This window comes from Pseudomonas sp. MWU15-20650 (assembly GCF_023242475.1).
In the GTDB taxonomy this organism is placed as follows: Bacteria; Pseudomonadota; Gammaproteobacteria; order Pseudomonadales; family Pseudomonadaceae; genus Aquipseudomonas.
Genome location: NZ_JALJFG010000033.1, coordinates 1 through 16,513, shown reverse-complemented (window position 1 = coordinate 16,513; position 16,513 = coordinate 1). Strand labels below are relative to the sequence as shown.

The following is a 16,513-nucleotide window of genomic DNA, read 5'->3' as shown; positions in this document are numbered from 1 at the left end:
CTATAAGGGCTGGCGCCGCGAATGGTACAGGCTCACCTTGCGAAACTCCCAAGGCTCTGCCAGGTCCGGCAGGGTCAGCGCATCGAGGATTTCCAGGCGCCGGTAATCGGGGTGTTGGAAGTCGCGCACCCGTGAGTCCGCCACCAGCGCTTCACGGCCACGGGTGAGGAAGTGGTCCAGCAGTGGCAGGTTGGCGCGGTCGTAGAGCACGTCGGCGACCAGGATCAGGTCGAAGCGGTCGGCTTCGGCAAAAAAGTCCGCTGAGTAACCCAGCTCAACACCATTGAGCTCGGCATTCGCACGGCAGGCCGCCAAGGCCAGTGGGTCCAGATCACAGGCCACCACCTCCAGGGCACCTGCTTTTACAGCGGCAATGCCTGCCACGCCGGAGCCGGCGCCGAAATCCAGCACGCGTTTGCCGGCGACCCACTCGGGGTTTGCCGCCAGGTATCGCGCCAATGCCAGGCCGCTGGCCCAGCAAAAACTCCAATAGGGCGGCTCATGCAGGATGCGCCGGGTTTCTTCCTGGCTGAAGGCGCGGTCCATGTTGTTTGCATCAAGCAGCCACAACGACAACGCGGTGCCCGGCAAGGGGCAGGGCACCAGTTGCGCATCGCCGATTAATTCGCTCAGGGCGCGTTGCAGGTCCAGCGGTGGCGTCATGGTGCCTTGATCAGTTGCAGGGGGCCGGTAGTCTGGGTGATTGCCTGGGTGATACGCACGGGGGGCAGGTGCAGGATCAATTGGCCGGACTGGCTGGCGCGCCCCCGCAACTCAACCCGCGCACCGGCCGGGAACGCTTCGGGGTTGAAGCGCAGGCGGAAGGCCAAGGGCTTGCCGTTACCAACCAATACGCTGCTGGCGAGCAACTGTTGCGGGCGGTTGCGTTCGTCGATGACCAACAACGCCAGTTCGACTTCGGCACTGGCTGGTACGTTAGTCAGGTTGCCGCTGATTTCCCGCTGATACGCAGGCAGGGGGCCGAGGTCTTCAATGCCCGGGATTTTTTTCTCTTGCGCCGGTGTCGGTTGAGGGGTGGTCGGCTTGGGGGCTTCGCTGCTGCAGGCGACCAAAAAACTGAACAGGGTAAGTAAGACAAGTGGTCGTAACTGCATGTACGGCTCCAGAAAGGGCAAAATCCGTGGCTTCAAAATAAAGAAACATATAAGCCTGCCTATATACCGTAAAGCCTATGGCTTGTCTTGCCACGGGGATGCGCTACCATGGCCCTCCCTTTTTTTGTTGCCTGCCAACCATGCACTGTCCCTTCTGCGGTGCCAACGACACCAAGGTCATCGACTCGCGTCTGGTCGCCGAGGGCGATCAAGTCCGTCGCCGGCGCGAATGCCTGGCCTGTGGTGAGCGTTTTACCACCTTCGAAACCGCCGAACTGGTGTTGCCACGTCTGATCAAGTCCGACGGCAGCCGCCAGCCTTTCGACGAAGAAAAACTGCGCGCCGGTATGCAGCGCGCCCTGGAAAAACGCCCGGTGAGTGTCGAGCGGCTGGAGGCGGCGCTGGTGCATATCAAGCACAAGCTGCGCGCGACCGGCGAGCGCGAGGTCAAGAGCCTGGTGGTGGGTGAGCTGGTGATGGGCGAGCTGCAAAAGCTCGACGAAGTCGCCTATATCCGTTTCGCCTCGGTGTATCGACGCTTCCAGGACCTCAATGAGTTCCGCGAAGAGATCGACCGCCTGGCCCGTGAGCCGGTCAAGAAATGAACCCACTGTCTGCTGAACAGGCTGTCCTCGACGCCCATTACATGGCCCGCGCCCTCGAATTGGCGCGCAAGGGCGTGTACACCACCCATCCCAACCCGCGTGTTGGCTGCGTGATTGCGCGCGATGGGCAGATCGTCGGCGAAGGCTGGCATGAGCGCACGGGCGAGCCGCATGCGGAAGTGCATGCCTTGCGGGCGGCCGGTGACAAGGCGCGCGGTGCCACGGCGTACGTAACCCTCGAGCCCTGCAGCCACTACGGCCACACTCCGCCGTGCGCCGATGCGCTGGTGAGTGCCGGGCTGGCACGGGTGGTCGCAGCGATGCAGGACCCCAACCCGGAAGTTGCCGGGCGTGGCATGCAGCGCTTGGCCCAGGCCGGGATCGAGGTGCGCAGCGGCGTGCTGGAAGGTGAAGCGCGGGCCCTGAATAAGGGCTTCCTCAAGCGTATGGAACACGGCCTGCCGTTTGTGCGGGTCAAGCTGGCGATGAGCCTGGACGGCCGCACGGCGATGGCCAGCGGCGAAAGCCAATGGATCACCGGCCCCGCTGCCCGCGCGGCGGTACAACGCCTGCGCGCCCAGGCCAGTGTGGTGCTGACGGGCGCTGACACGGTGCTGGCCGACGGCGCCCGCCTGACCGTACGTGCCGACGAACTGGGCCTGGATGAAGCCACCACCGCCCTGGCCATGTCGCGGCCACCGCTGCGCGTGCTGATCGACGGGCGCCTGCGAGTGCCGCTCAACGCGCCATTCTTCAAGGCGGGCCCCGCACTGGTCATCACCTGCGTCACCCCGGAAAACCAGTTCCCCCGTGGCCCCGAGTGCCTGGTGGTGCCGGGCGTCGAAGGCCAGGTCGACCTGCGCTCGGCGCTCGTGGCGCTGGCCGCCCGTGGTGTCAACGAAGTGTTGGTAGAAGCCGGCCCGAGCCTGGCAGGTGCATTTGCCCAGCAGGGCCTGGTGGACGAATACGTGATATTCGTCGCCGGCAAGTTCCTCGGCTCCGCCGCCCGGCCTTTGCTGGACTGGCCGCTTGAGAAACTCAGCCAGGCTCCCCAACTCAAGATCACTGAAATGCGCGCTGTAGGCGACGACTGGCGAGTCACTGCCATCCCCGTGCCAGCAGTCAGCGTATAATTTTCCGCCTGCGCTCAGCGCGGCCCCGTTTTCCAGGAGAAGGCCATGTTCACCGGCATTATCGAATCCATCGGCAGCATCCGCGCCATGACCCCAAAGGGTGGCGATGTCCGCCTGCTGGTTGAAACCGGCAAGCTCGACCTCGGCGACGTCAAGCTGGGCGACAGCATCGCGGTCAGCGGCGTGTGCCTGACCGTCATTGAGTTGCCGGGCAACGGTTTTGCCGCCGATGTCAGCCGGGAAACCCTGGACTGCACCGCGATGAACGACCTCAAGGCCGGCAGCCCGGTCAACCTGGAAAAAGCCCTGACGCCTACCACGCGCCTGGGTGGCCACCTGGTCAGCGGCCATGTCGACGGCGTCGGTGAAGTGGTGGCCCGCAGCGAAAACGCCCGCGCCGTGGAATTCCGCATCCGCGCGCCGAAAGAGCTGGCCAAGTACATCGCCCACAAAGGCTCAATCACCGTCGATGGCACCAGCCTGACCGTGAACGCCGTGAATGGCGCCGAATTTGAACTGACCATCATTCCCCACACCCTGAGCGAAACCATCATGGCGTCGTACCAGCCAGGTCGCCGGGTGAACCTGGAAGTGGACTTGCTGGCCCGTTACCTGGAGCGCCTGCTGATGGGCGATAAGGCCGCAGAGCCAACATCCGGGAACATCACCGAAAGTTTTCTGGCCGCTAACGGCTACCTGAAATCCTGACCAAGGGGGTGCCGCGTGGCGCTCAATAGCATCGAAGAACTGGTTGAAGACATCCGGCAAGGCAAGATGGTCATCCTCATGGATGACGAAGACCGTGAGAACGAAGGCGACATCATCATGGCCGCCGAGGCGTGCAAGCCTGAGCACATCAACTTCATGGCCAAGCACGCCCGTGGGCTGATCTGCATGCCCATGAGCCGCGAGCGCTGTGAATTGCTCAAGCTGCCGTTGATGGCGCCGCGCAATGGCTCGGGGTTCGGCACCAAGTTCACCGTATCGATTGAAGCCACCACTGGCGTCACCACCGGCATCTCCGCCGCTGACCGCGCCCGCACCGTGCAAGCCGCCGCCGCGAAAGACGCCAAGGCCGAAGACATCGTCAGCCCGGGCCACATCTTCCCGCTGATGGCCCAGCCGGGCGGCACCCTGGCGCGCGCCGGCCACACCGAAGCCGCCTGCGACCTGGCGCGCATGGCCGGTTTCGAGCCCAGCGGCGTGATCTGCGAAGTGATGAACGACGACGGCACCATGGCGCGTCGCACTGAACTCGAAGCGTTTGCCGCGCAACACAACCTCAAGATCGGCACCATTGCCGACCTGATTCACTACCGCATGATCCACGAACGTACCGTTCAGCGGATTGCCGAGCAGCCGCTGGACAGCGAACTGGGCCAATTCAATCTGGTGACCTACCGTGATTCAGTGGAAGGCGATGTGCACATGGCACTGACCCTGGGCACCATTTGCGCTGAAGAACCGACCTTGGTGCGGGTGCACAACATGGACCCGCTGCGCGACCTGCTGATGGTCAAGCAACCGGGCCGCTGGAGCCTGCGCGCCGCCATGGCTGCGGTCTCCGAGGCCGGCAGCGGGGTGGTACTGCTGCTCGGTCATCCGTTGGACGGCGATGTATTGCTGGCGCATATTCGCGAAACGGCCGACCACGCGCCGGTGAAAAAGCCGACCACCTACAGCATCGTCGGTGCCGGTTCGCAGATCCTGCGCGACCTCGGCGTACGCAAAATGCGCCTGATGAGCGCACCCATGAAATTTAATGCGATATCCGGTTTCGACCTGGAAGTTGTAGAATACGTGCCCTCCGAATAAAGGCCGGCGATTTTTGCCCCTTGTTCGCGGTTAAAACATCACTGAGGGACGCACTTTTCGCGTCCCGGCTCTTTAAGAGATTTGTCGAATGACCCTGAAGACCATCGAAGGTACCTTCATCGCCCCCAAAGGCCGCTATGCCCTGGTGGTTGGCCGCTTCAACAGCTTCGTGGTTGAAAGCCTGGTAAGCGGTGCCGTTGACGCCCTGGTTCGCCACGGTGTGAGCGAGAGCGACATCACTATCATCCGTGCCCCTGGCGCCTTCGAAATTCCACTGGTTGCGCAAAAAGTTGCTCAACAGGGTGAATACGCGGCAATCATCGCCCTGGGCGCAGTCATTCGTGGCGGCACTCCGCACTTCGAATACGTGGCTGGCGAATGCACCAAGGGCCTGGCCCAGGTGTCCATGGAGTTCGGCGTGCCAGTCGCTTTCGGCGTACTGACCGTAGATTCCATCGAGCAAGCCATCGAGCGTTCCGGTACCAAGGCCGGTAACAAAGGTGCTGAAGCTGCCCTGTCCGCGCTGGAAATGGTCAGCCTGCTGTCGCAGTTGGAGGCCAAGTGATTTCCGACGAGAGCGATCAGTTCAACCCTCAGGACCCGCGTCCTGCGGATGCCGGCAAGCCGTCCAAAAGCGAGAAGCGTCGTAAAGCGCGTCAACTCGCGACCCAGGCGCTGTACCAGCGTCACCTGGCGGGCGCTTCGCTGAACGAAATCGAGGCACAGTTTCGTGTCGACAACGATTTCACCTTCGCCGACCAGAGCTACTTCCACGACATCCTGCACGGTGTGCACGCTAACCTGACCGAGATCGACACAGCCCTGGCGCCTTGCCTGGACCTGACCATCGAAGAACTCGACCCGGTTGAACTGTGCGTGATGCGCCTGTCCACCTGGGAGCTGCTCAAGCGCGTTGACGTGCCGTACCGCGTGGTGATCAACGAAGGCATCGAACTGGCGAAAGTCTACGGTTCGACCGACGGTCACAAGTTCGTCAACGGCGTGCTCGACAAATTGGCCCCGCGCCTGCGTGAAGCCGAAGTAAAGGAACACAAGCGCTAACCTGCGCTTGGGTCCCGAATGGGTGAGTTCGAGCTGATCCGCAAGTTCTTCGCCGCGGCGCCCTGCGCGCAGGGCGGTGAAGGGATTGCCCTGGGAATCGGCGATGACTGCGCCTTGCTGGCGCTCCCCGCTGGGGAGCAGCTGGCAATCTCTACCGATACTTTAGTGGCCGGCGTGCACTTTGCCGACCCGTGTGACCCGTTCCTGCTGGGCCAGCGTTCGCTGGCTGTAGCGGTGAGCGACCTGGCCGCCATGGGCGCCCATCCCCTCGCGTTTACCCTTGCCCTGACCACGCCGACCGTCAATGCCGATTGGCTGCAACGCTATGCCCAAGGGTTGAACGCCATGGCGCAACGCTGCGGCGTGGGCCTGGTGGGCGGCGACACCACGCGTGGGCCGCTGAGCCTGACCCTGACGGTGTTGGGCCGCGTGCCGGCCGGGCAGGCGTTGACGCGCAGCGGTGCACGGCCGGGTGACTTGCTGTGTGTGGGTGGTGAGCTCGGCAATGCCGCCGGTGCCTTGCCGTTGGTATTGGGGCAGCGTACGGCAGACGCGGCTATCGCTGAGCCACTGCTCGCCCATTACTGGTCGCCGCAACCGCAGTTGGCGCTGGGCTTGGCGCTGCGGGGTAAAGCGACCTCGGCCATGGATATCTCCGACGGGCTATTGGCCGATTGCGGGCATATCGCCAAGGCATCGGCTGTCAGCCTGTTGATCGAGCGCCAGGCCTTGCCGTTGTCCACCGCCTTGCTCGCGTTTGTCGGCGATGACAAGGCGCGTGTGGCGGCGTTGAGCGGGGGCGACGACTATGTGTTGGCGTTTACCTTGCCGCCGGCCGCGTTGGCGCCACTGCTCGCGGGCGGCTGGCCAGTCCATGTGATCGGCCGGGTCGAGGCCGGGCAGGGCGTCACACTGCTCGATGCCAACGGACAAGACATCACCCCGGCCATTCATGGCTATCAGCATTTTCGCGGGACGCCCTGACGCGGCGTACCGAAGCCGGTTTTTGCGCGCGAGAACACGCATTGGCGTTCCGAGCTGCATAGAACCCAACCGAAGGCCAATCGAACCTATTGATCTTTATCAGCGATAATTCAGCTTAAGCGTCTGTAGGAACCTGCTGTTACAATGGCCGCCTCTGTGAAATCTGAAATCAGGAGCACACGGTGCCCGTCGTTTTCGTCGCTGCTTCCAAGCTGCCTACCCCTTTTGCCACGTTCACCATGAATGGCTTTCTCGAAGAAGCCACTGGGCGCGAGCACGTTGTGCTCAGCCTGGGCGATATCGCTGATGGCGCGCCGGTGCTGGGCCGTGTGCACTCCGAGTGCCTGACCGGCGATGCGCTGTTCAGCCAACGCTGCGACTGCGGCTCGCAACTGGAAGCAGCCATGCGTGCCATCGCCCGCGAAGGCCGTGGCGTGCTGCTGTACTTGCGTCAGGAAGGCCGTGGCATTGGCCTGCTGAACAAGATTCGCGCCTACGAGCTGCAAGATGGCGGCGCCGACACCGTGGAAGCCAACGAGCGCCTGGGTTTTGCCGCCGACCAGCGTGACTACGCCATTTGCCTGCCGATGCTGGAGCATCTGGGCGTGAAATCCTTGCGCCTGATGACCAACAACCCGCGCAAGGTCAACGCTTTGACCGAGATGGGCATCACGGTGGCTGAACGCGTACCGCTGCACACCGGGCACAACCCGCATAACAAACTCTACCTGGCCACCAAGGCCAGCAAGCTCGACCATATGATGGGTAACGAGCATCAAGGCGAGGTCGACCGCGCGTGACCCGAGGCCAGGTGAAACGGCGACTGTCCTTCAACTGGTGGCAGTACCTGGCCCTGGCGTTGCTTCCCTTGTTCGTGATCAACCTGGTGTTTGGCCAAGCCGAATCCCTGCTGCCGGTGCTGGCCATGCCGTTCTTTATTGCCGGCGTGGCCTCGATGTTTCTCAGCCTGCGTTATTTTCATGGCTATAAACACGCGCTGATCGCCACCGCCAAAGCCCTCGACACCCCCGAAGAACCGGCTGCCTGGATCACCCTCGCGGCCCGTCGGCGTACGGCCTTGCTGGTTGCCGCGCTGCCGGCCTGGATCGGCGCTTTGGCCGTGCTCGTGGGCCTGGAAGCAGTGCCGCTATGCCTGCTGGCGTTGTCAACGCTGGTGCTGTTTTACCTCTACCGCATCCCGCGTCAGCTGGGATGATGGGGCGCTGGCTGACGCTTCTGCTGTTGGCGTTCAGTGCCCAGGCGCTGGCGGTCGAACGTGTCGTCAGCCTGGCGCCGTCGCTGTCTGAAATCGTGGTTGAACTGGGCGCTGCCGACATGCTGGTGGGCATGCTCGATGGCGGCGAGCGACCCCAGGCCCTGGCGCAGGTGCCGTCGGTTGGGCATTACGGGCAGTTGGACATGGAGCGCCTGCTGAGTCTCAAGCCCGACTTGATCTTGCTATGGCCCGGCAGTGTCGGCCCGGCACAGCGTGAGCAGTTACAGCGCCTGAACATCCCGGTGTACGTCGCCGAGCCCCATAGCCTTGATCAACTGACCCGCCAAGTCCAAGCCATCGCCGAACAACTGGGGCGTGCCGAAGCGGGTCGCCAGCTCGCCGCACAGTTGCACCAGCGCCTGGCCGAGCTGCGCCAACGCTACCAGCGTGCCGAACCGTTGCGGGTGTTTTACCAAGTGTGGAACCAGCCGCTGTATACCGTGGGCGGTGGGCAGATCATCAGCGATGCGTTGAGCGTGTGTGGGGCGCGCAATGTGTTCGATGACCTCAAGCTGCCGGCGCCGCAGGTCAGCGTGGAGTCGGTGTTGCAGCGCAACCCTGAGGTGATTCTGGCCGCAGATCAGCCGCAGCTAGACGCGTGGAAGGCATGGCCCCAGGTCACCGCAGTGGCGCAGGGGCGATTGCTGTTGGTGCCGGACAAGGGCCTGGAGCGGCCCAGCGGGCAGATGCTGGAGGCTGTGGCGCGGTTGTGTGAGGTGATTGCGCGTTAGAGTTCCGGCGTCCAGGTCACCCCGAACATCCATACCCGGCCTTCTTCGCGATAATTCTGGTTGTTCTGGAAGTTCGGGTCCTGATAGCTGTACATCGCCCGGGCGTAGGTTTTGTCCAGCACGTTATCGACTTTCACCGACAGCAGCACTTCCCGGTTCAGCGCCCAACTGCTGCGCAGCCCCAGCAATCCATAACCGCCCAGGCGGTTGAGGTTGTCTTCAGCGTCGTAGCTGCTGCTGATCGCCTGCCAACTGGCTCCCACACCCAACTTGTCGAACTGTCGATCCAGGTCCAGGTTGAGTGTGCGCCGCGCGCGGCGGGCCAGGGTTCGACCCGTTTCGCGGTCACGCGGGTCGATGATCGAAACACCCAGGTTGCCTTGCCAGCCGAACAGTTCCTGCTTGAGCGCGGCTTCAAAGCCGTTGATACGCGCCGACGCCACGTTTTGCGGTTTAGCGGAGCTGTCCAGGATGATCGCGTCGCTTAAATCGGTGCGATACAGCGACGCCTCGAGGCGCGTGCTGTCACTCAGTTGGCTGCGCCATTGCAGCTCGTAGCTCTTTGATGTTTCGGGCTGCAGGTTGGGGTTGCTGTACTTCGTGTCGGGGTAATAAAGGTCGTTGAACGTTGGCGCGCGGAAACCTTCGCTGTAACTCAGCAGCACGTCATTGTCGGGGTTGATCGGCAATGTCAGGGTGCCGCTCCAGCTGTTTTGGCCACCAAACTGTTGGTTCTGGTCACGGCGCAGGCCCAGTTCGGTAGAGAACCACTCGCTGTGGAAACGGTGCTGCACAAAGGCGGCACGGTTCCAGCGGCTGTTTTCGGTAAAGGCGGTGGAACCGTGGAAACGGTCTTCATACCAGTCGCCGCCGAGGATCAGGCTGTTTTGGTCATTCAGCGTCAGGTCGTTCTGCCAATTGACCGAATCGCGATAGGTGTTGAAGACGCTGAAATCATCACTGAGCTTGTCGCGTTTGGTGTCGCGATTCTCGCTATGGCCCAGTTCCAGGCGCGACTGCCAGCGCTCATTGAGCTTGGCATCGACAAAACCGCTGGCACTGCTGACGGTGTAGTCGGTATAGGGCTTTTGCCCGACGCTTTGCCCGGTGGCGAAGTCATAGCGGCCGAAGCTGTTGTCATACTCCGACTTGCCCCGGCCATCGAGCAGGTTGAAACCCACTTCGACGTCATCACTCAGGGTGTGGCTGAGGCTCAGGCTCAGGGACTTGTTGCGATAGGCGTCATGATCGCCATCGCTGGCAAAGGACTCGTGAGTCCAGTTGATGCCCTGGGTGTCATCCAGGCTGGCGCCGAGGTTGAAACGCGTACGCTCATCGCCGCCCGACAAGCCGAGGCTGCGCTCCCAGGTCTGGTTGCTGCCAAAACCCACATGCAGGCGCGGGTGAATGCCGGACTGTGCATTGCGCCGGGTGAAAATCTGAATGACCCCGCCGATCGCATCGCTGCCGTAGATCACCGAGCGCGAGCCGCGCAGCACTTCCACCCGCTCAATCTGGTCGACACTCAAAAATTGCAGGCCGCTGTCGCCCGACGTGGCATTGGCAATGCGCTGGCCATCCACCAGCACCAGGCTTTGAGCAGCCTTGGTACCGCGGATGAAAATCCCCGGCAGGCTGCCGCGCCCACCGGTTTGCGCCACTTGCACGCCAGGCACCCGGCTGAGCAGGTCTGTGACGCTGGTGGGTTGCAAGCGGTCGATGTCATCGCGGGTGAACACGGTGTTGGCGGCGCTGCTGTCATTGCGCGCCTGGACCTGGCGGTTGGTGCTGATGACCACGTCGGGGAGTTTCAGGGCTTGGTCGCGGGTGTCGGCGAGCAGGTCCGTGGACGGTAGAAGCAGCAGTGCGAAGTACAGGCGTTTCATGGGCTGTCCATAGCGTTTTCAGGTTGGCACACATCAAATGTGGGAGGGGGCTTGCTCCCGATGGCGGCGTGCCAGTCAGCATAGTTATTGACTGAACCGTCGCTATCGGGAGCAAGCCCCCTCCCACCGTTTGATCTGGTTTCTACAGGCCGAGCAAAGTGACGCGCTCGCGCACCGAAGCCTCGATACCGGCCTCATCCAGCCCACACTCGGCCAGCATCTGCGCCGGCTTGGCGTGTTCGACATACACATCCGGCAAGCCCAGGTGCAGCACCGACTTGAGGATATTCTCCCGCGCCAGGAACTCACTGACCGCCGCGCCGGCACCGCCCATGATGGCGTTTTCTTCAACCGTCACCAGCAGTTCGTGGCTAGCGGCGATCTCGCGCACCAGGGTTTCATCCAGCGGTTTGACGAAGCGCATGTCGACCACAGTGGCGTCGAGCTTCTCGGCAACTTTCAGCGCTTCGGCCAATTGCACGCCGAACACCAGGAAGGCGGTCTTGCTGCCCTGACGGCGCACAATACCTTTACCGATTTCAATCGGTTCCAAGTCCTTCTCGATAACCGCATTCGGGCCATTGCCCCGCGGATAACGCACGGCGGCCGGGCCGTTGTACAAATGGCCGGTGCTGAGCATCTTGCGCAGCTCGTTCTCGTCGCTCGGTGTCATCACCAGCATGCCGGGGATGCAACGCAGGTATGACAAGTCGAAACTGCCGGCGTGGGTCGGGCCGTCTTCGCCCACCAGGCCCGCACGGTCGATGGCGAACAGCACGTCGAGGTTCTGCACCGCCACGTCATGCACCAGTTGGTCATAGCCGCGTTGCAGGAAGGTGGAGTAGATCGCCACCACAGGCTTGGCGCCTTCACAGGCCATGCCGGCGGCAAAGGTGACCGCATGCTGCTCGGCAATTGCTACGTCGAAGTAGCGCAGCGGGAAACGCTCGCTGAACGCCACCAGGTCGGAGCCTTCCTTCATCGCCGGGGTAATGCCCACCAGGCGTGGGTCGGCGGCGGCCATGTCGCACAGCCATTCGCCAAATACACCGGAATACTTCGGCCCGCTGGCCTTTTTCGGCGCGGCGGCGGGGGCGTCCAAGGGTTCGAGCTTGGTGATCGCGTGGTAACCAATCGGGTCGACTTCCGCGGGGGCGAAGCCTTTGCCCTTCTTGGTGACGATATGCAGGAACTGCGGGCCCTTGAGGTCACGCATGTTGCGCAGCGTGGCGATCAGGGTTGGCAGGTCATGGCCGTCGATCGGGCCGATGTAGTTCCAGCCCAGTTCTTCGAACAGGGTGCCGGGCACCAGCATGCCCTTGGCATATTCTTCGGTGCGACGGGCGATTTCCCACGCGCCAGGCAGGCGCGACAGCACTTTCTTGCTGCCTTCACGCATGCTGGCGTAGGTACGGCTGGAGAGGATTTTCGCCAGGTAGTTCGACAGGCCACCGACATTGCGCGAGATCGACATGTCGTTGTCGTTGAGGATCACCAACATGTTGGCGTCCACTTCCGGCGCATGGTTCAGCGCTTCGAAGGCCATGCCGGCGGTCAGCGCGCCATCGCCAATCACGGCAATCGCCTTGCGATCACTGTTTTGCAGGCGGGCGGCAATCGCCATGCCCAGCGCTGCACTGATAGAGGTGCTGGAGTGGCCGACGCCAAAGGTGTCGTACTCGCTCTCGGAGCGGCGCGGGAAGGCGGCCAGGCCATCCTTCTGGCGCAGGGTGCCCATGCGCTCGCGACGGCCCGTGAGGATTTTGTGTGGATACGCCTGGTGGCCCACGTCCCACACCAGCCGGTCGTCCGGGGTGTCGAACACGTAGTGCAGGGCGATAGTCAGCTCGATAACGCCCAGCCCGGCACCGAAATGCCCACCGGTCTGGCCGACCGTGTAGAGCAATTCCAGGCGCAACTCATCGGCCAGGGTTTCCAGCTCGGCTTCACCCAGTCGACGCAGGCCGTCCGGCGTGGCAGCACGGTCGAGCAGGGGCGTGGACGGGCGCTTGCGGGGAATCTCTTGAAACGTCGTGGGCATCAGGCGAATCGTTATAGGTATAGAAGAGGCGGCAGTTTACCTCAAGCGTTGCAAACTGCCCACGCGGAGCGCCGAACTTGGCTGATATGCGGCGCGAATGGCCGCCGTTATCAATGGCGCCGTTCGACGATATACCGCGCCAGGTCACGCAGCGGCTCGGCTGCCGCGTCGAAAGGTCGCAGGGCGTCCAGGGCCTGGTCACGCAGTTCCAGGGCGTACGCTTTGGCGGCGCCCAGCCCGAGCAGGGCCGGATAGGTCGGTTTGTCCCGGGCGATATCGGCGCCCTGGCGTTTGCCCAGCGTCGCCGTGTCACTTTCCACGTCGAGAATGTCGTCCTGTACCTGGAAGGCCAGGCCAATAGCCCGCGAATAGGTGTGCAGGGCGGCCAAGTGCGTCGGCTCGGCTCGGCCACTGGCCAAGGCGCCCAAGTGCACAGAGGCTTCGATCAGGGCGCCGGTCTTGTGGCGGTGCATATGTTCGAGGGCTTGCTGGTCCAGCTTGAGGCTGACCGAACCCATGTCGATGGCTTGCCCACCGACCATGCCTGCCGGGCCCGCTGCGTGGGCCAGTGCGGTCACCATACGCAGGCGGATCTCGGCGCTGACGCTGCTCAGGCGCGGGTCCAGCAACGCGCTGAACGCCAGGCTCTGCAGGCCATCACCGGCCAGGATCGCATAGGCTTCATCAAAGGCTTTGTGGGTGGTCGGCTGGCCGCGACGCAGATCGTCGTCGTCCATCGCCGGTAAATCGTCATGCACCAATGAATAGGCGTGAATCAGTTCAACCGCACAGGCGGCGCCGTTCGCTTCTGCGGGCGGCGCGCCCAGGGCTTCACAGGCCGCATACGCCAGTAATGGGCGCACACGCTTGCCGCCATTCATCACGCTGTAGCGCATGGCTTCATAGAGGCGATTCATTTCCGGGCTTGGCGCAACAAACAAGGGCTCGAGCGCCGCATTGACCCGGGCTTGGCAACTGGCCTGATACGCGTCGATCATTCCGGCTGTTCCGCATCGAAAGGTTCTTCGGCCAACTCCCCGTCACGCTCCAGCAGCACCTGGACCTTCTGCTCCGCCTGCGCCAACGCGCTCTGGCAGTCACGGGTCAGGCCGATGCCTTGCTCAAACGCCGTCAACGAGTCTTCCAGCGACAACTCGCCGTTCTCCAGACGCTCGACCAGGGTTTGCAGGTCGGCGAGGGATTGTTCGAAATCGAGTGCAACTTTTTTGCGGGCCATGGCGGCAATTCCGGTAGACGGTAAACCGGCGCGACACTAGCAGACATGGGGGATGGGGGCAAATGAGTGGGGTCGTTACTCGTGGGTAGGATTGATCTGATAACGCGTGCTGCGGCCGCCTCCGGGGAGGCGTATCAGGCAGTTTTTTTCCAGTAGGTCGGCCAGGTGGCGTGTTGCTGTCGCCTTGGACACTTTCGCCACCGCTTGGTACTGCGCGGCGCTGATGCCCTGTTCGAAGCCCCTCTCACCCCCATCGAGCAGGCGGTTGAGCACTTTGACCTGCTCGGCCGACAAAGAGACGCTACGGTGTTGTTGCCAGAACCGGCTCTTGCCCAGCACCCGGTCAATCCGCGCCATCGCCTGCTGCAGGCTACGCAGCAGGGTTTTCAGGAACCATTCCAGCCAATCGGTGATATCCAGCGCGGCCTTTTGACTGGATTCCAACGCGTTGTAGTAACCGGCGCGGTCTTCGAGGATGCTGGCCGACATGGCATAAAAGCGAATGGCTTGGTGTTCGCTCTGGGCCAGGGCCAAGTCAGTGATGGCGCGTGTCAGGCGACCATTGCCGTCATCGAAAGGATGCAAGGTAATGAACCAGAAGTGCGCGACACCCGCGCGAACCAATGGATCCAGCTCAGGTTGATCGCGGCTGGCTTCGAACCACTCAAGGAAATCATCCAGCGCCTGCTCCAGGCCGTTACGCGGTGGTGCTTCGAAATGGACGGTTGGCCGATCAAGCCTGCCCGACACCACCTGCATCGGCTCATTCCCTCTCAACATCCCGACGCTTAGCGCCCGTGCGGCAAAGCCTGCTTCCTCAGTCGGGAACAATAAATGGTGCCAATTCAATAGACGATCGAGGGTGAATGGCTGCGCGAATTTCTCGGTAGCATCCATCATCAGGTCGGCCAGGCCCTCACTGCGGCGGCTGACCTGACCGTCTTTCGTAGCCTCCAAGCCCATCCGTCGCGCCAGGGAGGACCGCACCGAGCCGACGTTCAACTGCTCACCTTCGATAGCCGAAGAGGTCAGGATATTTTGCAGCAGTGCATCCAATTCATTCTGCGCGCTGACTGCCTCGCTGACAGAACCGAGCATGCCCAGCAGCTTGCCTTGAGCCTGCCCGCACGCGCGCAGTAAGGCCGCCAGGCGCCCGGGCTGCCAGTGGAAGTGGGGCCAGTCGGTGTGTTGCCAGATCCAGTGCGGGTGATCCATGGGGGAATGCCTGGGTGCGTGAGCCGAATAGAGGGGATATTCGGCTCATTTGGTGAGCCGATTGTGTCTTCCTTTCGGCTCACCGTCCAGTAAAGCAGCTTGATATGGCGTGTTTCAGTTAAGAGCATGAACGTCTGCTTACATCTCACGGGCGCTGTAACTACCTGCGATGACTATTAGAATCACCTCCCCGCCATTAGTCGCGTGTTTCGATGGCGCGTTATTTTTTCAATGACTCGTCACATTTCTGGATGTTTTTCGCCGGGTAGAAAGCCTGTTCTGTGTCCCGGCTCATAATTTTCGGGTTTTACCTTCATGAGTAACTTCTGTTTTTCAACCTAATTTCAGCTCAAACTATTGGTCAGAAATCACGTCGGTTACTCTTGTCTTCATTTGGCTTTGGGCCTGTATTTTATAATTTTTATATGCCTAAGTTTTCAAGCAACAAGAGCTAACGGTTGGGGTGTTCTAACGTTTTGCAAAGTCAACATCGCCCTCAAATGAAATGCAAGCAATCCAGTCTAGCTGTTTTTGAAGTATGTACGTATGTTGGGGCGTTTTCGAAAAAAGCTGTAGGGAATGCATAAGGTCGCTGGTCGTAATTGAATATGCATTGTCGGTCGCATCGCCGATGAAAATTACATTCCGCTCCGTAGTGGATTTTATTATTTTTTCTAGTTTTTCTAGCGTGACGTGCGAAGAGGATGGACCGATATAAGTGTTCTCCTTAAGTAAGCTCCAAGCTATTTGGTTTCCTGAAAAAGGGATATTCTCATTTATTAACTCAACAATTAAATCGTGTTCGGCTTCTGGCGGAATGCTGAATTTGACGTTCATTTTCTTGAGGTCGTTGATTATTTCGTCGTCAAGGTAGCTCATTTCTTTGCGAACCTCTTGGTGAGCTGAAGCACAGTTTTTGACGTGCCTTCAAACGTGTAATGAGGACCGTTCTTTCTGTGGGTCCATACATTAATGTGAGCGCCATGCCTATCGTCGTATTCAATACGATAACCAGTCCTCGCGTCAGCTGTTTGCATTCCGATGGGTTGACCTTTACGTTCACCGAATTTTCCTAGTTTTGGTTTTTCCGCCCGAAAGTCGTTTTCCAGTAACCATTCCAGGGCTTTGTTCAACGCTTGCTCATAGGTTGCGGAATGAGTTGAACTTCCTACCTTTGGCGTTTCTTCTTCATGTTTATGAGAAGTTTGGCCTTTTTGTCCTGGGCAATTGCCACGAGTGCACGCTAATCCTACCGGGTCTACCCAACCGGTGGGGTTGGGCACGTACTGGTACCCATTGATCCCACCCGCCAACTTCACCGGATCAGGCGTCAAATAGCGACCAATATCCGGATGGTAGTAGCGATGCCGGTTGTAGTGCAGCCCGCTTTCCTGATCGAAATACTGACCCTGG

General features: G+C 61.2%; 19 protein-coding genes. 10 read left to right on the top strand and 9 right to left on the bottom strand.

Features of this window, described 5'->3' with window-relative positions; translation table 11 throughout:
- Nucleotides 1-663: a 50S ribosomal protein L11 methyltransferase gene (locus tag M5B43_RS21245; protein WP_248751950.1), complete on the bottom strand. Its 663-nt coding sequence runs from the start codon at nt 661-663 to the stop codon at nt 1-3.
- Nucleotides 660-1,115: a YbaY family lipoprotein gene (locus M5B43_RS21240; RefSeq protein ID WP_248751949.1), complete on the bottom strand. Its 456-nt coding sequence runs from the start codon at nt 1,113-1,115 to the stop codon at nt 660-662. The genes M5B43_RS21245 and M5B43_RS21240 overlap by 4 nt, the downstream gene beginning before the upstream one ends.
- A 140-nt stretch (nt 1,116-1,255) precedes the next feature.
- On the opposite strand from M5B43_RS21240, the gene nrdR reads away from it, so the two are divergent.
- The 10 genes from nrdR (at nt 1,256) to M5B43_RS21190 (ending at nt 8,721) form a co-directional block, all read left to right on the top strand.
- Nucleotides 1,256-1,720 carry a transcriptional regulator NrdR gene (gene nrdR / locus M5B43_RS21235; protein WP_026082968.1) on the top strand — a complete coding sequence of 155 codons (465 nt, stop codon included), beginning with the start codon at nt 1,256-1,258 and terminating at the stop codon, nt 1,718-1,720.
- On the top strand, nt 1,717-2,853 hold the full coding sequence (gene ribD / locus M5B43_RS21230; protein ID WP_248751948.1) for a bifunctional diaminohydroxyphosphoribosylaminopyrimidine deaminase/5-amino-6-(5-phosphoribosylamino)uracil reductase RibD: 1,137 nt from the start codon (nt 1,717-1,719) through the stop codon (nt 2,851-2,853). Before nrdR ends, ribD begins: the two co-directional genes overlap by 4 nt.
- Nucleotides 2,854-2,898: 45 nt before the next feature.
- Complete coding sequence (locus M5B43_RS21225; protein WP_015886106.1) at nt 2,899-3,561, top strand: riboflavin synthase; 663 nt, start codon at nt 2,899-2,901, stop codon at nt 3,559-3,561.
- Nucleotides 3,562-3,576: 15 nt separating this feature from the next.
- Nucleotides 3,577-4,668, top strand: coding sequence for a bifunctional 3,4-dihydroxy-2-butanone-4-phosphate synthase/GTP cyclohydrolase II (gene ribBA / locus M5B43_RS21220; protein ID WP_248751947.1), 1,092 nt, complete (start codon nt 3,577-3,579; stop codon nt 4,666-4,668).
- An 88-nt stretch (nt 4,669-4,756) separates the two neighbouring features.
- On the top strand, nt 4,757-5,233 hold the full coding sequence (gene ribE / locus M5B43_RS21215; RefSeq protein ID WP_003176356.1) for a 6,7-dimethyl-8-ribityllumazine synthase: 477 nt from the start codon (nt 4,757-4,759) through the stop codon (nt 5,231-5,233).
- The gene (gene nusB, locus M5B43_RS21210) at nt 5,230-5,730 is read left to right on the top strand and encodes a transcription antitermination factor NusB (RefSeq protein ID WP_014720126.1); all 501 of its coding nucleotides are present in this window, start codon (nt 5,230-5,232) and stop codon (nt 5,728-5,730) included. Before ribE ends, nusB begins: the two co-directional genes overlap by 4 nt.
- 18 nt (nt 5,731-5,748) lie before the next feature.
- A complete protein-coding gene (thiL, locus tag M5B43_RS21205; RefSeq protein ID WP_248751946.1) occupies nt 5,749-6,714 on the top strand; it encodes a thiamine-phosphate kinase in 966 nt (321 codons plus the stop codon).
- Nucleotides 6,715-6,896: 182 nt separating this feature from the next.
- On the top strand, nt 6,897-7,514 hold the full coding sequence (gene ribA, locus M5B43_RS21200; protein WP_248751945.1) for a GTP cyclohydrolase II: 618 nt from the start codon (nt 6,897-6,899) through the stop codon (nt 7,512-7,514).
- Entirely contained in the window at nt 7,511-7,930 is a 420-nt protein-coding gene (locus M5B43_RS21195) for a nuclear FMR1 interacting 1 family protein (RefSeq protein ID WP_248751944.1), read from the top strand. Before ribA ends, M5B43_RS21195 begins: the two co-directional genes overlap by 4 nt.
- Entirely contained in the window at nt 7,927-8,721 is a 795-nt protein-coding gene (locus M5B43_RS21190) for a cobalamin-binding protein (protein WP_248751943.1), read from the top strand. Before M5B43_RS21195 ends, M5B43_RS21190 begins: the two co-directional genes overlap by 4 nt.
- On the opposite strand, the gene M5B43_RS21185 is transcribed toward M5B43_RS21190, so the two are convergent.
- From M5B43_RS21185 to M5B43_RS21155, 7 genes are all read right to left on the bottom strand, one after another.
- Entirely contained in the window at nt 8,718-10,607 is a 1,890-nt protein-coding gene (locus tag M5B43_RS21185; protein ID WP_248751942.1) for a TonB-dependent receptor, read from the bottom strand. The genes M5B43_RS21190 and M5B43_RS21185 overlap by 4 nt on opposite strands.
- Before the next feature lie 142 nt (nt 10,608-10,749).
- Complete coding sequence (gene dxs, locus M5B43_RS21180) at nt 10,750-12,648, bottom strand: 1-deoxy-D-xylulose-5-phosphate synthase (protein WP_248751941.1); 1,899 nt, start codon at nt 12,646-12,648, stop codon at nt 10,750-10,752.
- Nucleotides 12,649-12,758: 110 nt separating this feature from the next.
- Nucleotides 12,759-13,646 (bottom strand): (2E,6E)-farnesyl diphosphate synthase, encoded by an 888-nt coding sequence (gene ispA, locus M5B43_RS21175; protein ID WP_248751940.1) that lies wholly within the window; start codon nt 13,644-13,646, stop codon nt 12,759-12,761.
- The gene (locus tag M5B43_RS21170; RefSeq protein WP_003176346.1) at nt 13,643-13,885 is read right to left on the bottom strand and encodes an exodeoxyribonuclease VII small subunit; all 243 of its coding nucleotides are present in this window, start codon (nt 13,883-13,885) and stop codon (nt 13,643-13,645) included. The genes ispA and M5B43_RS21170 overlap by 4 nt, the downstream gene beginning before the upstream one ends.
- 75 nt (nt 13,886-13,960) lie before the next feature.
- Complete coding sequence (locus M5B43_RS21165; protein WP_248751939.1) at nt 13,961-15,100, bottom strand: Fic family protein; 1,140 nt, start codon at nt 15,098-15,100, stop codon at nt 13,961-13,963.
- Nucleotides 15,101-15,568: 468 nt separating this feature from the next.
- Nucleotides 15,569-15,979 (bottom strand): hypothetical protein, encoded by a 411-nt coding sequence (locus tag M5B43_RS21160; protein WP_248751938.1) that lies wholly within the window; start codon nt 15,977-15,979, stop codon nt 15,569-15,571.
- The coding region (locus M5B43_RS21155) for an RHS repeat-associated core domain-containing protein (protein WP_283099568.1) at nt 15,976-16,513 on the bottom strand (538 nt) is incomplete at its 5' end. The genes M5B43_RS21155 and M5B43_RS21160, both read right to left, overlap by 4 nt.

Coding starts and splice junctions, on each gene's coding strand:
- M5B43_RS21245 (WP_248751950.1), bottom strand. CDS start 663: ATGACGCCACCGCTGGACCTGCAACGCGCCCTGAGCGAATTAATCGGC.
- M5B43_RS21240 (WP_248751949.1), bottom strand. CDS start 1,115: ATGCAGTTACGACCACTTGTCTTACTTACCCTGTTCAGTTTTTTGGTC.
- nrdR (WP_026082968.1), top strand. CDS start 1,256: ATGCACTGTCCCTTCTGCGGTGCCAACGACACCAAGGTCATCGACTCG.
- ribD (WP_248751948.1), top strand. CDS start 1,717: ATGAACCCACTGTCTGCTGAACAGGCTGTCCTCGACGCCCATTACATG.
- M5B43_RS21225 (WP_015886106.1), top strand. CDS start 2,899: ATGTTCACCGGCATTATCGAATCCATCGGCAGCATCCGCGCCATGACC.
- ribE (WP_003176356.1), top strand. CDS start 4,757: ATGACCCTGAAGACCATCGAAGGTACCTTCATCGCCCCCAAAGGCCGC.
- thiL (WP_248751946.1), top strand. CDS start 5,749: ATGGGTGAGTTCGAGCTGATCCGCAAGTTCTTCGCCGCGGCGCCCTGC.
- M5B43_RS21190 (WP_248751943.1), top strand. CDS start 7,927: ATGATGGGGCGCTGGCTGACGCTTCTGCTGTTGGCGTTCAGTGCCCAG.
- M5B43_RS21185 (WP_248751942.1), bottom strand. CDS start 10,607: ATGAAACGCCTGTACTTCGCACTGCTGCTTCTACCGTCCACGGACCTG.
- dxs (WP_248751941.1), bottom strand. CDS start 12,648: ATGCCCACGACGTTTCAAGAGATTCCCCGCAAGCGCCCGTCCACGCCC.
- ispA (WP_248751940.1), bottom strand. CDS start 13,646: ATGATCGACGCGTATCAGGCCAGTTGCCAAGCCCGGGTCAATGCGGCG.
- M5B43_RS21170 (WP_003176346.1), bottom strand. CDS start 13,885: ATGGCCCGCAAAAAAGTTGCACTCGATTTCGAACAATCCCTCGCCGAC.
- M5B43_RS21165 (WP_248751939.1), bottom strand. CDS start 15,100: ATGGATCACCCGCACTGGATCTGGCAACACACCGACTGGCCCCACTTC.
- M5B43_RS21160 (WP_248751938.1), bottom strand. CDS start 15,979: ATGAGCTACCTTGACGACGAAATAATCAACGACCTCAAGAAAATGAAC.